The sequence below is a fragment of the Sorangium sp. So ce117 genome, assembly GCF_051524395.1.
Lineage (GTDB): Bacteria > Myxococcota_A > Polyangia > Polyangiales > Polyangiaceae > Sorangium > Sorangium cellulosum_B.
Window position 1 is genome coordinate 12475777 of sequence record NZ_CP150309.1, and the last position, 15349, is coordinate 12491125.

Annotated in this window: 9 protein-coding genes; 4 read left to right on the top strand and 5 right to left on the bottom strand. The window is 73.8% G+C overall.

Features of this window, described 5'->3' with window-relative positions; genetic code table 11:
- The first annotated feature begins 104 nt into the window (after positions 1-104).
- Positions 105-1259 carry a ferritin-like domain-containing protein gene (locus WMF46_RS46785; protein ID WP_437983168.1) on the top strand — a complete coding sequence of 385 codons (1155 nt, stop codon included), beginning with the start codon at positions 105-107 and terminating at the stop codon, positions 1257-1259.
- 56 nt (positions 1260-1315) lie between these two features.
- Here WMF46_RS46785 and WMF46_RS46790 read toward each other — a convergent pair whose 3' ends face one another.
- The gene (locus tag WMF46_RS46790) at positions 1316-2401 is read right to left on the bottom strand and encodes a hypothetical protein (protein WP_437983169.1); all 1086 of its coding nucleotides are present in this window, start codon (positions 2399-2401) and stop codon (positions 1316-1318) included.
- Positions 2402-2696: 295 nt separating this feature from the next.
- Positions 2697-2912 carry a hypothetical protein gene (locus WMF46_RS46795; RefSeq protein WP_437983170.1) on the bottom strand — a complete coding sequence of 72 codons (216 nt, stop codon included), beginning with the start codon at positions 2910-2912 and terminating at the stop codon, positions 2697-2699.
- Positions 2913-3242: 330 nt separating this feature from the next.
- Between WMF46_RS46795 and WMF46_RS46800 the strand changes: the two genes are divergently transcribed.
- From WMF46_RS46800 to WMF46_RS46810, 3 genes are all read left to right on the top strand, one after another.
- The gene (locus tag WMF46_RS46800; protein ID WP_437983171.1) at positions 3243-3983 is read left to right on the top strand and encodes an RNA polymerase sigma factor; all 741 of its coding nucleotides are present in this window, start codon (positions 3243-3245) and stop codon (positions 3981-3983) included.
- Positions 3980-5290, top strand: coding sequence for a FecR domain-containing protein (locus tag WMF46_RS46805; RefSeq protein WP_437983172.1), 1311 nt, complete (start codon positions 3980-3982; stop codon positions 5288-5290). Before WMF46_RS46800 ends, WMF46_RS46805 begins: the two co-directional genes overlap by 4 nt.
- 114 nt (positions 5291-5404) lie before the next feature.
- Positions 5405-7633 carry a biotin carboxylase N-terminal domain-containing protein gene (locus WMF46_RS46810; RefSeq protein ID WP_437983173.1) on the top strand — a complete coding sequence of 743 codons (2229 nt, stop codon included), beginning with the start codon at positions 5405-5407 and terminating at the stop codon, positions 7631-7633.
- 72 nt (positions 7634-7705) lie between these two features.
- On the opposite strand, the gene WMF46_RS46815 is transcribed toward WMF46_RS46810, so the two are convergent.
- From WMF46_RS46815 to WMF46_RS46825, 3 genes are all read right to left on the bottom strand, one after another.
- Positions 7706-8914, bottom strand: coding sequence for an ADYC domain-containing protein (locus WMF46_RS46815; RefSeq protein ID WP_437983174.1), 1209 nt, complete (start codon positions 8912-8914; stop codon positions 7706-7708).
- Between the two features lie 198 nt (positions 8915-9112).
- Entirely contained in the window at positions 9113-13141 is a 4029-nt protein-coding gene (locus WMF46_RS46820) for an nSTAND1 domain-containing NTPase (RefSeq protein WP_437983175.1), read from the bottom strand.
- A 180-nt stretch (positions 13142-13321) separates the two neighbouring features.
- A complete protein-coding gene (locus WMF46_RS46825) occupies positions 13322-15124 on the bottom strand; it encodes a sigma 54-interacting transcriptional regulator (RefSeq protein WP_437983176.1) in 1803 nt (600 codons plus the stop codon).
- Positions 15125-15349 lie beyond the last annotated feature (225 nt).

Sequence of the window (15349 nt, forward strand, 5' to 3'; positions counted from 1 at the left end):
AAACGAGCGAGGGGCGATTGCCGCTCCACGATAGGTGCCATTATAAGGGCCGCCCGCGGGGCGCTCGACCTCGCACCCGCGCCTCGCCGCTCCGGAAAGCTCTCATGTCCATGCGCCTCCAGCAAGCACTCCAGACCCTCCTCGATTCCGCCCCTCTCCTTCGCGACGCATCGAGCAGCGGTAACGTCCGTGTGCTCGCCTCGCTCCTCGGGCCCGCCTTCCGCGGCTTCGTCCAGCGGCGGGGCAAGGGCGTGGTCTCGACCGATATCTCGGTTGGATACGAGGCCAGCTTTAACTGGAGTTACGGGCGGGACGACCCCGACATGGCGAGGCTCTACCACCTCGCCAAGACGTCCCAGTGGAACGCTGCGACAGACCTCGACTGGTCGCGGAGCGTCGACTGGCTCGACCCGGCAATGCCGCTCTTGCCCGACAGCTGGATGCCGCCGTCCAAGCTGCCCGCCTGGGGCAGGCTCTCCGAGCGGGAGCGCGCGACGCAGCGCCACGGGCTGCTCTCCTGGATGCTGAGCCAGTTCCTGCACGGCGAGCAGGGCGCCTTGTTCGCGGCGTCGCAGATCACGGAGTGCGTGCCGTCGCTCGACGCGAAGCTCTACGGGAGCACGCAGGTCGCCGACGAGGGGCGCCACGTCGAGGTGTTCCACACCTACCTGACGCAGAAGCTGGAGAAGCTCTACGAGATCAACGACAACCTCTATGTCGTCATCGACGCGATCATGAGCGACGGCCGGTGGGACATGAAGTTCCTCGGCATGCAGATCATGATCGAGGGCCTGGCGCTCGGCGCGTTCGGCTCGATTCGCCAGGTGACGAGCGAGCCGCTCCTCAAGGACGTCCTCCGGTCGGTGATCACCGACGAGGCGCGCCACGTCCACTACGGGGTGCTCGCGCTGAGCAGGTTCTACCGCGAGGGCATCGACGAGCGGGCGCGGAGGGAGCGTGAGGACTGGGCGTTCGACCTGTCGGTGCTCCTGCGCAACCGCTTCCTGGCGCACGAGTTTTATGACGAGTTCTACGCTCACCGCATGACGCGCTGCGCCTGGGACGAGCTCATGCTCAAGAGCGACCTGATGGGGTTCTTCCGCCGGACGATGTTCCGGCGGATCGTGCCGAACCTGAAGCGGATCGGCCTTTTGTCCGCGCGGATGCGGCCGCGCTACGCCTCGCTCGGCCTGCTCGAGTACGAGCACGGGCGGGCGGCGAGCGAGCTGACGGCCAAGGAGCTGCTCGACGACGCGTGAGGCGAGGGCGGCCGAGGGCGAAAAACGCGGACGCCCGCGCCGGCCCCGGGGAGAGATCAGCAGGTGGACCGGGCGCAGGCCGAGAGCTCGACGCCGCACCGCTTCTGGATGCAGGCGAAGTCGCCGTTGCAGGCGGCGAGCGACCTGAAGGCGCACGAGAGGACCTGATCGGCGAAAAACTGAGCGTTGGGGCAGCCCCGCGACATGCAGCTGGAGACGCACGCGACGCTGAATTCCGGCGGCATCCGGTCCCTGTCGATGCACCGGGCGGCGCAGGTGACCACCTCCTGGCAGTCCACCGGCTCACACACGCCGCAGTCCTGGGGGCAGATGCCGCAGGTCTCGAAGCTCTCGCAGACGCCGTTCGAGCACACCGAGCACACGCCGCAGTCGCGCCGGCAGGACGCGCACGTCTCCGTCCCCGAGCAGATGCCGTCGCCGCACGTGGCGCAGGCGCCGCAGTCGTCCGGGCAAGAGAAGCAGCTCTCGATCCCGCCGTTGCACACGCCGTTGCCGCAGGCCTCGCAGACGCCGCAGTCGGGGGCGCACGAGCGGCAGTCCTCCCGCGGCGAGCAGACGCCGTCGCCGCAGCCCTGGCAGACGCCGCAGTCGCCCGCGCACGTCGCGCACGTCTCGGCGCCGCTGCACACGCCGTCGCCGCAGTTCGGACACACGCCGCAGTCGTCCGGGCACGTCGAGCACGACTCGCTCGCCGGATCGCAGGCGGCGTCGCCGCAGCGCGGACAGAGGCCGCAGTCCTCGGCGCAGCTGCCGCAGTCCTCCGCGCCGTTGCAGGCGCCGTCGCCGCACCCCGGGCACGGGCCGCAGTCGCTCGCGCAGCTCGAGCACGTCTCCGTCCCCGAGCAGGCGCCGTCGCCGCACCCCGGGCCCTGGCACGGGCCGCAGTCGGGGGCGCAGGAGCGGCAGTCCTCCGCGCCGTTGCAGGCGCCGTCGCCGCACGCCGGGGGCTCGGCGCCGGACGAGCTGTCGTACTCCCACGTCTCGGTGCGGCCGCAGCCCGCCCCGAGCGAGGCCCCCGCGAGGGCGACGAGCGCAGACCAGGCGAAGGCGCGCGAGGAGAGGAAGCCAGGGCGATGCCGCCCGGACCGCAGCAGGAAGCTCAGCCGGCTTGTGGTACCCATACGATCAGCCCCGGGGACACGAGAGGTCGGGTTGTCAGAAGGAGCGGGACCGGCTCGCGGGCTGCAGCAGCGCCGCGATGAGCCGTCCACGGGAACGCGCGCGGACGGAACATACATGGAGACGCGCGGCGGATGGCGCCAAAGCACAGGCGCGCCGGCGCTGGAGCCGCGGGGCGTGGGCGCATGCGCGACCGAGCGGCACAAAATAAAAGAGGGCGGCGCCTCCGGAGAGGCGTCGCCCAAAGCGCTCCGCGGTGCGCGCTTCACCCAGGAAGCGACGCGCCGCGCAGAGAGCTCACTTGGGGGCGTCGGCCGGCGCCGGGGCCGCCGCCGGGTCGGCCGCGGGGGCCGCCGCCGGGTCAGCCGCCGGAGCCGCCGCCGGGTCAGCCGCCGGAGCCGCCGCCGGGTCAGCCGCCGGAGCCGCGCCCGGGTCGGTCGGGGCCGGGGCGCTGCCGCCGCAGGCGACGACGAGGGACGACAGGGCGACGAGCGCAAGAACGAGCTTCTTCATGGAATCCTCCGAAAATGGGGCGGGTAGACCACCCTCAATCAACAGGCGTGTGAACCGCACGCAAATCCGGCGGCCACCACCCAGACGCCGCGGGGGGCCAGAACGGCTCACAGTTTTTTCGATGAGCCGCCCGGGCCCGATCAGGCGTCTAGAAAAGTGTGGGAACCTCGGGGCGCTCCTGATGCCGCTCTGGACAGGAGCTCGGGGCCCGGCGCTCCGCCCGGGCCGCTGCTCCGCCTCCCGCGAGGGCACCGCGATCACCGTCTGCTGTACATTTCCAGTCATGTCCCCTGGTACGAACGCATGCCTCTGAGACCTCAGCGAGGGCGCTTGCGCCTTGTCGAACCGGCCGCCCCGGCTGCCCCGGCCGCGGAGGCCCAGGAGGACATGGGCGACGCCGGGCCCGCGTTCGCTCCGGAGGAGCGCGGCCGCGGCGATGGCCGGCGCGCCCAGGACCGGCGGTCCTCCGCCGCGCTTGGGCCGGCCGGGCGCGGAACGGGCCTCGCGGAGCTGCCGGACGCGCAGCTCGTGGTGCTCGGCGCCCGCCGGGACTCGGGCGCGCTCGAGCAGCTCTACCGGCGGCACGTCGCCTTCGCCATCCACCTCGCGACGCGCATCGAGGGCTCTGCGCGCGACGTGGAGGACATCGTCCACGACGCGTTCCTCCGCGCCTTCGAGCGCCTCGACGATCTCGTGGATCCCGCCGCGTTCCGCGCGTGGCTCGGGTCGATCATCGTCCACAAGGTCCGCTCGCGGATGCGGCGCGCGCGGCTGCTCGGCGTGCTCGGGATGGGCAAGTCGAGCGAGCCGGTCGATCTCGACGCCCTGGCGAGCCCGGCCGCGTCGCCCCACGCGCGCGCGCAGATCGCGCAGATCTACGCCCTGCTCCAGACGTTGCCGGCCGACGACCGGATCGCGTGGATCCTCCGCTCGGTGGAGGGGCACGATCTCGAGACGGTCGCGCAGATGACGGACTGCTCGCTCGCGACCGTCAAGCGGCGGATTTCGCGGGCGCAACACTTCCTCGACGGTCATTTTGTAGATTCAACCAGCAGCGAGGTCTCATCATGAGCCGGCGAGGGCTACCCCGGATCGCCCCGGCAGATCTGCGCGACCACGCGACCGAGGAGCGGATCGCGCGCGTCTGGGACCGCATCGAGCACGACCTCGGGGCGCGCGAGCGCTCGTCGCCGCGGCGCGCGGGCATGGCCGCGATGCTCGCGGCGGCGACGTTCGCGGCGTTCGGCGGCGGCCTGTGGCTCGGCAACGCGATCTGGAGCGACGGGCGCGCGGCGCCCGGGCCCACCGCCGTGGCGCCGGCCGACGACGCGCCGTCGCTCGTCGACGTGTTCGCCGCGGGCTCGCAGGGGCGCACCTTCCAGCTGCCGGGCGGCGGGAGGATCTCGCTGACGGCGGGCACGACCGTCGAGGTCGAGCAGGCGGACGGCGGCGCGCTGACGCTGCGGCTCGTGCAGGGCGAGGCGTGGCTCGACACCGTGAGCGGGACGCGCACGGCGGCGCTCGCGATCGTCGCCGGCGAGGCCCGCCTCGCGGCGGCGGCGGGCAGCGTGCTGCGCGTGAAGCACAACGTGGACGCGATCGACGTCAACGTCGCGGACGGCTCGGTCAAGCTCACGTCGCCGGCCGGCTCGCGGGAGCTCGGGCGCGGCGACGCCGAGGAGGGCGTGCCGATCCGGCAGCGGATCGCGGTCGTGGCGCCGCCGGAGCCCCGGCGCGCCCGCGCCTCGTCGCTCCCGCGCTCGAGCGCGGAGGTGGCGCCGATCGAGCCGCCGGTGGCCGCCGCGCCGGCCGCCTCGGCCGCGCCGGACTGGCGCGCGCGGTACAACGCGGGCAACGTCGCCGAGGCGCTGCAGAGCCTGCAGCAGCAGAGCGGCGGCATCGACGGCGTCATCGCCTCCGCGAAGACGGCGAGGGAGCTGATGGACCTCAGCGACCTCCTGCGCGGGAAGGGCGGCGATCGCGCCGCGGCGATGCGCGCGTTCGCGCGCGTGGTCGAGGGCTTCCCGAGCGACGCAAACGCGCCGATCGCGGCCTACAAGCTCGGCGACATGTACGCGAGCATGGGCGAGCAGGCGCTGGCGGCGAAGTACTACGAGCAGGCGCGCTCGCTGTCGCCCGAGGGCAACCTCGCGGAGGACTCGTTCTGCAAGCGCATCCGCTCCGAGGTGGTCGCCGGCCACAAGGAAGAGGCCTCTCAGATGGCCAAGGAGTATGTGGCCAAGTACCCGGACGGCCGGTGCGAGGACGTCCAGCGGATCGTCTCCGGCGAGTCCGGCGAGGAGGCGGCCGCGGAAGAGGAGCAAGCGGCCCCGCCGCCCCAGCCTCCGCCGGCCCCGGACGCGAGCCCGACCCCGTAGAGCGGGGGCGCCCGTCCACGTCGATCGCGCTCGGCCGAGCGCGGTGGACATGCTTGACACCCCTGGCGGTTCTGCGCTTGCTTGGTCGCTCGCCGCGCCGGAGAACCGCTCAGGATGACCACCGCCGTCCGCACCAGCTCTCTACCCGCCCGCAACGAAGTTCAATTGCTCCCGTCGTGGAAGCTGGTGTTGCCCCGAGGCGGCTATGTGTCCTCGATGGAGGCGTTCACCACGGCGATGGGCGTCCCTGGCTTCGTGCTGCTCGATCTGGGCACGCTGGCCGGCGGCCAGGACGCGCACCGCCTCCTCGGGCTGCGGTACCTCATCGCGAACGGCGAGGTGTGGAGGACGCACTTCGGCTGGCAGCGCCCCCTGGAAGCGGCGCTGCGCAGGGCGCTCCTCGACGAGGAGCGGTTGCAGGAGCTCCTCGCGGCGGCGGAGGGCCTGCTCGCGCGGATCCGGGACACGCGCGCGGCGATCACGGCCGCGGACCGCGACGGGTTCGCTCGCTACCTGGAGGGCGGGCTGCTCCGGGCGCTGAAGCGGCGTGAATTCGACGACGAGCGGCTCCTCAAGTTCCTCATCCTGGAGCAGGACGAGCCCTCGCTCCGCGACCAGGCGGCGGAGCTCCTGCGCTCCCGGGCCGGCGACCTCCTGCGGGAGGACGCGCAGGTGCTGGATCTCCTGTACGCCGCCGTGCATCGCCTGGACAGCTACCCCGCCACGACGGTGAGCGCGGGCCAGCTCAAGTACATCCTCGTCGCGGACAAGGGCGAGATGGGCGTGCGGGCGACGCGGGAGGCGATCGCGCTCGGCAAGATCCCCGTGGTCCTCTACAGCCTGCAGGACGACGCGAACGCGCTGCAGCTGCGGATCGCGCGGGAGGGCGGCGGGTTCGGGGTGGGGCTCGAGGGGAGCTTCCGCGAGAGCTACGCGAACTTCATCCAGATCGCGGACAAGGTGAGGGCCGAGTTCGAGCGGCGCTTCGGCGACGGCTGGCAGGACGAGCTGTCGCGCGCGGGGCTCTATCCCGGGTACGGCCCGCTGGCGGAGAACGCCGCGGCCATCCGGCACTTCCGCCAGAAGAACATCGTCTTCGTCGGCCCGATGCAGGACGTGGTGGAGAGCGCCGGCGACAAGCGCAAATTCCGCCTGATGGCCCAGGATTTCGACCCGACCGCGGTGACGCCGGGCATCGTCATCGACAGCGACGATCCGGGCGAGATCCAGCGGATCGTGCTCGAGGCCCACGCGGCTGGGCGCTTCACGTTCCCGGGGCGGCTGAAGGCCGCCAACGGCGGCGGCGGCCGCGGGCAGGCCGTCATCCCGACCGTGGAGCAGGTGCCTCAGGCCATCCAGAAGGTCCTCGGCGAGATCAAGGCGTACAACTGGCAGCCGGGCGTGATGTTCGAGCAGAACATCCCGGAGACGATCCACCTGGAGGTGCAGGTGCTGCGGGATCGCTACGGCAACGCGCGGCACTTCGGCATGCGCGACTGCAGCGAGCAGCGCGCGAGCCAGAAGATCCAGGAAGAGGCGCCGCCGGCCCTGCTCCGGCGGTACCCGGGCCTGGAAGAGCGCATCTGCGGGCTCGCCGTGCAGATCGCGGACCGCGTGGGCTACGTGGGTGCGGGCACGGTCGAGCTGATGTTCAAGGAAGGGAAGTTCTACTTCCTGGAGATGAACACGCGGATCCAGGTGGAGCACCCCGTCAGCGAGGAGAGCTACGCCATCAAGCGGAAGCGCAGCCGCGTCCCCGTGAACCTCGTCGCGTGGCAGATGCGCATCGCGGACGGGCAACCCATCGATTTCGAGCAGGAACACGTGGTGCAGACCCACTGCAGCCGCGAGTTCCGCATCAACGCGGAGAGCTGGAATCCCGATCTCAGGGACTCGCGGGACGGCGGCAAAGGGCTGTTCCTGCCCAACGCGGGTATCTTCGATCGCATCGCGCTCCCCGACACCGACCCGATCCGCGAGGCGCTCGAGGAGAAGGGCCTCACCGACCTGAAGGTCCGCTTCGACTGCGGCTTCGAGGCGGGGGACGTCCTCGTGAACAAGGACCCGACGTTCGGCAAGCTCATCGTCTCCGTGAGCTGCAAGGACCCGGGCAGGGCCTATGAGCTCCTGCGGCTCGCGTCCCTCGAGGTGCTGAAGAAGATGAAGATCGAGGGGCGGCAGGTGCGGCCCGACGGGACGCCCATCCAGGGCTCGCCCTTCAAGACGAACCTCCAGGATCACGTGCGTATCCTGAGGATGCCGCTGTTCAAGCGCCATTCGAGCGACGACGACACCGGTCGTCACGTCAACTGGCTCGTGGCCGCGTTCCGCCAGGAGGCGTGAGCCGGGGAGACCGCGCGCTCCGGGGATGGGCGGCGCGGGGCCGCTTGGCCGCCCGGACTGGAGGGGTGCTGCTTACGGGTCGATGGGCAGGGTGGGGGGCAGCGGCCCGTTTGTGTTGCCCTCGGTTCTGGACGTGTTGAACAGCAGCAGAGACTTGTCGAGCCGGTCGCTGGCCTGTTCCGCCGAGTCGCAGAAAGGGATCTCTTTTTCACACATGGGTGACCGGTCTGGCCAGCGTGGGTGATGCATGCATAGCGCCCCTTCCGCGGTCCACGCCGCCTCGAACTCGAAGCCCGGAGCCTGCGGCGGATCCGCTTCTTCTGCGCCCGCCACAGTCGCATTGTCCCAGAACCCGATCGTCGTGTCGTCGCGCGTCGACGTGCCCCCGGTGCCGCAGTAATCCGCGCGCGCCATCCGGGTGCACGCCACGTGGACGCGCATCTCCGAGACATCGACCGCTCGGATGCCCGCGTGCCCGTAGCCCCAATCGTCGCATTTGGCCGCGGCGGACGTCACGCAGGCGAACGTGAAGGCGTCGAGGTCGTGTTCGAGGTTCCCGTGCTCGTTCCAGACGCCGGGGAGCGCGATCGCCAGATGGCCACGGGTCCGGTCCGCCGGATTGCGACACGCCGGGAACGAGGCGCCGCTCCGTGGATCGATGAGCATCACGCGGTACTTGTCAGGCCGATAGGCGCGCCCGACCTGGCTCGCGCCGGGGAGCACCCCCGTGATGACGGCGGTCACAGGGAGAGTCTCCGCGCCGCCGGCGCAGCGGACGCTCGCCTGGAAACGCGCTCCGTTCCACTCCACAGCGCCGCTGCTGCTGACGAGCCTGCCCTGACGGACCTGGACATCGGGGATGGGCGTCCCTGCCGCGTCGGCTGCGCTGCTCAGGGAAAAGCTCCTGGGCACCTCCATGGCCTCGCAATCGCCGCCGTCCATGATGCCGTGGAGCGTCCTCCCTTGCTGTCCCCAGCGAGCTCTCAGCTCGTCGACGGACAGGATGTCATTGAACTCCATGCACGACACGCACGCCTTGAGCGACGGCAGCTCGATCGCAGCCCGCGCCACGCTGATCTCGCCGCGCTGCGCCTCGCTCGCCAGCGGTCCGACCTCCTCGGCCGGCTCCTCGCCTGCGCACGCCGCGCCCAGCAGGATGGCCGCGCCCCGCAGCGCGACGACCGCGGCGCGCCCCGCCCGCCGCAACTGCGGCGCGCCGCCCGCTGCGCCGCACACGCCGGCCCGCCGCGTCTCCACCCTGGATCCCGTGAAAAGCGTCATCTTGAAGCCTGCCTCTCGTTTGCTCACGCAGCGCTCGCGCCTCGCCTCACGCCCGGGCCCGCGCCGCGCACCGTGTCTCGCAATCGGCGTGCCGCCCCAGCCGCCTCGCCGGCGGCGCCGCTCGCGGTAGGTCGAGCAAACCTTGCTCTCCGGGCACACGCTCCAGCACGCAAGTACTGCCGAGCAAGCAAGGGTGGCTCAGCGTCCAGGACCAGAGCCCGCCGGAGCCCGAGGCGTCGCGCAGAGCCGCAGGCCGATGAGCGGGTTGCGGAGCGTCGGCTCGGCCACCTCCCGGTTGCTGCTCGCGCTCGACGCCGCGTCCTGATACCAGCTGCCGCCGCGGAGCACAGGCGCGCCGTCGCGCCCGGCAGATACCGTCCACTCCCACACGTTGCCCGCGAGATCCTGGACGCCAAAGGGGCTGTCGGAGGCCGGGTGCGCGCCCACCTCGTCGGGCCCGAAGCCGAGCGGCTCGCGCCCGTAGGTCACGTCGTGGTTGGCGTCGTCGGGCTCCAGCAGGTCTCCGCCGGGATACACCCGGTCGTCGGCGCCGCGGGCGGCGCGCTCCCATTCGAGCTCCGTGCACAGCCGCGCGCCGGGCACGCGGCCGGTGCCGGCCAGCCAGGCCACATAGGCCAGCGCGTCCTCGAACGAGATCGCGGCGACGGGGAAGAGGCGCCAGTCCTGGACGGCGCGCCGCGCGCGCCCAGGGTAGCGGAGCAGCTCGCCCTCGCGCGCGCGGTACTCCTGCGCCGTGGGCCGCATCGAGAGCTCGAAGCCGCCGCCCTCGGCCTGGCGCAGCTCCAGCGCGTGCCAGTCCTTCTGGGCCGCGGGCGTGCGCCGCGCGCGCTCCTCCGGCGGCAGCGCGCGCAGGTACGCCATCCAGTCGGCCAGCGTGACCTCGCGCCGCGCGATGAGGTAAGCGCCCGTCTCGGCCGCGTGGAGCGGCTGGCAGTTGAGCATTCGCCGCAGCTCTCCCTCCTCCATCCCGAAGAGGAAGCGCCCGGGAGGCACGTAGACGAAGCCCTCGGGGACGGCGCCCGCGTCCGGAAGCGCGACGTCGATGCGCTCGACCTGGGCCCGCTCGAGCACGAGGGGCAGCGTGACCGGCGCGCGCCCCTGCGCCGTGAAGGAGAGCACGAACGATCCGCGCTCGATCTCGAGATCCTCGACGGGCGTCCTGCCGAGCGCGCGCGGCGCCGACAGGACGCGGCGGCCGTCCGCCACCTCGAACCGCCGCAGCGTCACCTCGGCGCCGGCCGGCGCGGTGCCCACGGCGAGCCGCGCCGGCGCGCCCCAGCGGCGCCGGCGCTCGCCCCCGTCGTCGTACGCGGCGAGCCGGCTGATGAGCTCGTCGCGCTGCTCGAAGCGCCGCTCGCGCTCCGAGAGCGCGGCGCGCTCGTACAGGGCGTCGCCGAGGAGCGCGCGCGCGTCGGCCCGGTCCGCGTCGCCGAGGCGGAGCGCGACCTCGAGCTCCTGCGACGCGCGCGCGTAGGCGCGATCGGCCTCCGCGGCGGCGGCGCGCGCGTTCTGCCACGTCGACTCGCCCCCGGCGGTGTCCTCTGCGGCGAACCGGGCGAGCGCGTCCTGCCCGAGGGCGCTCGACCGCTCCGCTCCGGCCCGCGCCTCGGCCAGCCCGCGCGACGCCTGGCCCACATGCGCGTCGACCCGCCGGTCGAGCGCCCGCGCGGCGCTCAGGCGCGCGGCGACCACGGCGGCGCCGACGAGCAGAGGAACGCCGAGCGCCGCGGCCCAGCGCGCCGCCGTGCGCCGGCGCGCCGCGCGGCGAGAGGCCGACAGGAAGGCCCGCTCCCGCGGCGCGAGCGCCTCGTCCGCGACGCCGCGCAGCTCGCGGAGCTGCCGGTCTCCCCAGAGCGCGTCGGCGGGGCGGCCGAGCCGCTCCCACTCGGCGGCCGCGCGCTCGATCCGGTGGACCACGGCGCGGCGCTCGGCGTCGCCGCTGAGCCAGCCGTGCAGCGTGTCCCAGCCCCGGATCAGCGCCTCGTGCGCGATCTCGTAGGCGCTCTGCGCCCCCGCCTCCGCCTCGCGGGCGACGAGCAGCCGCCCTCGCACGAGCGCGTCGAGCGCCGCCCGCGCGGCCGTCCTCGATCCGGGCCCGCGCGCCGCCGTGGCGAGCTCGGGCCCGAGCAATTCGGCGTCGGTCCGGTGCGCGCGCGTGCCCTCCGGGCTCACGAGCGCGAGCAGGATCCTCCGCGCGGCCGCGCGCTGCTCGGGGGAGAGCGCGCGGAGGACGCCGTCGGCTTGGCGCGCGAGCGCGCCCGTGACGCCGCCGAGCGCCGCGAGCGCCGCCGCGGGGATCTCGCGGCGCGCCTCGTCGCGGGCGTCCCAGAGCTCGGCGAGGGTGAACTGGAGGAGCGCGAGGCCGCCGTCGGCGCGCGCGGCCTCCGCGACCAGCGCCTCCACCGCGCCTGCGGCGAAGCGGAACCCCTTCGCCGCCGCAGGGCCGACGATCGCGTCCCGCAGCCGCTCGGGGGAGAGCGGGCGCAGGAGGTAGAGCGCCGGCGACAGCTCGTCGCCGAGGCCCGGCAGCGCGCCGAGGCGACCGAGGAAATCGCTGCGCGCCGTCGCGAGCACGCGCACGCCGCCGCCCCAGCGCACCAGCCCGGCGAGGATCTCGGCCGCGAGGGCCGCCTCGGCGGCGTTCGCGAGCGCGCAGAGCTCCTCGAGCTGGTCGAGGAAGAGCAGCACCGGGGTCCCGCGCCGGCGGAGCTCCCGGCCCAGGGCCGCCGGCTCCGCGCGGAGCCGCGCGATGAGCTCGCGCTCGCCTTCGCCCGCGAGCGGGCCGAGCGCCGCCGCGAGCGCCTCGACAGGGCGCGGGCCGAGCCGCGCCGAGGCGATCGCCCACGCGCCGCCCTCGCCGAGCGCGCCCTCCGCGACGGCGGGGAGCACGCCGGCGCGGCAGAGCGACGACTTGCCCGCGCCGGAGTCGCCCGTGACCAGGACGAACGGCTGCGCCCGCAGCCGGTCGACGATCGACCGGACCTCCGCGTCGCGGCCGAAGAAGAGCCCGCGGTGCTCCGCCTCGAAGGCGAGCAGCCCGCGGTAGGGGTTGCCCTCCGGCGCGGTCGCCTCGGCGCGGCGGGCGACGAGCTGCTCGAGCGCCTCCCGGAGATCGTCGCCGGAGCCGAAGCGCCGCGCGGGATCGCGCTCGAGGCAGCGATCGATGACGGCGGCGAACCGCGGATCGAGATCCGGCGCGAGCCGCGCGATCGGCCGCGGCGCGACCTCCTGCACAAGGCGAGGCAGGTCGGCCAGCGCGGCGCCGTGGTGGGGCGTCCTGCCGGCGCAGAGCTCGTAGAGCAGCACGCCGAGGGCGTAGACGTCCGCGCGCGGGCTCGGGGGCTCGTCGCGCCACACCTCGGGCGCCATGTACAGCGGCGTGCCGACGACATCCTCGCCGTCGCAGCGAGCGACCCCGGCGCGCGGGGCGCCCGGCGCGCGAGGGACCGTCGTCTCCGCGGCCTGGGGGCGCGCGGCCCCGGGCTCATCGGACACGGTCGCGCCGCCGTCGTCGGCGCGGGGGCCCTCCGCCGGCAGCGACGTGGTGGCATCCACCGCCCCGGGGCGCGCGCGTCCCGGCTCGTGCGATCTCGTCGTCTCCAGAAGATCGCCGGTCGTCGCTCCCGTGTCCCCGCCGCTCCCGGCGGCGGCGCCGCTGTCCACGGCCGCGGCGCGCGCCTCGAGGAGCGCCGCCGCTTCGCCCGCCACGGGCAGGAGCTTCGCCAGGCCGAAATCGAGCAGCTTCACCTCACCCTCGTCCGAGATGATCGCGTTCGCCGGCTTGATGTCGCGATGGAGCACCCCGCTCCGGTGCGCGGCGGCGAGGCCCCGCGCGAGCGCGACGCCGATGGCGAGCGCCTCCTGCCAGCGGACGGGCTTGTCGAGCCGGTCCAGGCTCCGGCCGCGCACGTACTCGGAGACGAGGAACGGCCGCCGTCGCACCTCGCCCACGCGGTGCACGGCCACCACGTTCGGGTGCGAGAGCCGCGCGATCGCCCGGGCCTCGGCGAAGAAGCGCTCGCGGGTCGCGTCGGACGGGGACTCGGTCGCGATGAACTTGATGGCGACGCGTCGCGCCAGCAGCCGATCCTCGGCGAGGTAGACGCGACCCATCGCGCCGCGCCCGAGGGGGCTCACGATCCGGTACTCCTCGAACTCCTCGGGGGGGCTCCATGCCGCGCCCTGCGCGGGCTCCTTCGCGATCACGGCTGCGTCGCCGCTGCCCGCGGCGAGGTCACGTCGTGCCTGAGCGCTGCCGCGAAGGTGCGGGCCCGCATGCCGCTGAGATAGACCGGGCGGGTTTCTCGGGCAAGCGCGGGGCGCGCGAGCGGCATCGCGGCGCGGCCGCGAGGGGCCGGGCGCTCTCCCTCCACCGCGGCGCTGCGATCAGGATCTCGGCTTCGCCCCTCGCTGCGAGAGGCCGTATTGCTTGAGCTTGAACACGAAGGTGCGGACCGGCATGCCGATGAGCTCGGCCGCGCGGGTCTGCACGCCGCCGGTGGCCTCGAGCGCCTCCTCCATGCGCCGGCGCTCGATCTGCCGCAGCTCCTCGGCGATGGGCGTGAAGCGCCGGAGCTCGGCCGGAGCCGCGCTGCCCGGCAGCGCCGTCGCCGCCCCGGGCGAGGGCTGCTCCTCGGCGGCTCGCCCGGCCGTGCGCGGAGGGAGATCCCAGACCTCGACCCGTTCGCCCTGCATCGTCGCGGCCGCGAACTCCATGGCGTTCTTCAGCTCCCGGACGTTGCCCGGCCACGCGTGGGCGGTGATCAGGCGGAGCGCCGCGTCGGAGAGCTCGACCGGCGGCGCGCCGAGCCGCTCGCGCGCCTCCGTCAGGAAAGCGCGCGCAAGGATGGGGATCTCGCGGGGCCGCTGCCGGAGCGGCGGCAGGTCGACCGTGGCGGCGCCCAGGCGGAAGAGCAGGTCCTGCCGGAAGCGCCCCGCCTTGCACTCGGCCTCGAGGTCGCGGTTGGTCGCGGCGACGACGCGGATGTCGACCTCGCGCTCGCGCACGTCTCCGAGGCGCGTGACGCGCTTCGCCTCGAGCGCCCGCAGGAGCTTCGCCTGGGCGCCGAGGGGCAGCTCGCCGACCTCGTCGAGGAAGACGGTGCCGCCGCTGGCGCGCTCGAGGAGCCCCGGCTTCGCGGCGGCCGCGCCGGAGAAGGCCCCCTTCTCGTGGCCGAACAGCTCGCTCTCGACGAGGGCCTCGGGCAAGGTGGCGCAGTTGAGCGGGACGAACGGCCCGTCGCCCCGCCGCGACCAGTGGTGGACGGCGGCGGCGGCGTTCTCCTTGCCGGCGCCCGTCTCGCCGAGCACGAGGACAGGCAGGTCGCTCTGGGCGAGCCGCCGGATGAGATCGTAGAGCCGGATCATCGCGGGATCCGCGAGCAGCAGCGTCTGCTCCCCGAGCCGGTGCTGCACCGTGGCGGCGGCCGCGGAGGCGAGGCCGCCCGGGGCCGCGGCCTCGGCGGCCGCCCGGGCGATGGAGAGCAGCGTGTCGGCGTCGCAGCCGTCCGCAGGGAGGCAGGCGACGCCCGCGCGCAGCGCCGGCGCGACCGGGGCGAGCGCCGCCACGAGGTCGGCCGCGGCGGCGAGCGCGGCGTCGCCGGTGAGCTCCGGAAAGACCGCGGCGAGCTGCGCGGCGCCGCCCAGGCCGACGGTGTCCATGAGGCGCACGGAGGCGATGGCCCGCTGGCCCGCCTCGGGCCGCGCGCCATCGCCGAGCAGGACGGCGACCACGGCGAGCGGAGAGCCATAATCGGCGGCGCGTTCGAGCTCCTCCTCGAGCCGCTGGCGCAGCTGTGCGGCGTCCGCCACCCGCCGGCTCACCCGCGCCTCGCAGCGCAAGATCAGCGCGAGCTCGCCGAGCATGATCACGTCCCCGGAGCGGAGCGCCCGCGCCCCCTCGATCCGCTCGCCGTTCACGCGCACGCCGTTGTGGCTCTCGAGATCGGCGATCCGCACCTCCCCGTCGGCCACCATGAGCCGCGCGTGCCGCCGGGAGATCGCGCTGCTATCGATGCGGAGATCGGCCTCCGCGGCGCGCCCGATGAGCACCGCGCCGCTCGCTGGCAACGAGAAGCGCGACGAGGATCCGCCCTGGATCACGAGCAGGTGTGGGCGCGCTCCGGCCGGCGTCGCGGACGTGGCCGCGAAGGACTTCGTCTCCTCGGTCGGATCGGCGGGCGGACGCATCGATGCGTCAGTATCATTCCACGCGACACGCCGCACAACGGAGGCGCGCTGGGAGGCCGAGCGCGAGGAGATGGAGGCCAGTCTGATCCGGAATGGCTGAAGCACCGGACCCGGGGGAGCGTCACGCTCGCGGGGGAGGGAATCCCTGGGCTCGGCGCAGGACACGGCGTGACGAAAGCGCTGGCAGCGAAATATTACGGGCACGCGCGGCCGCTCTCGTTCGGC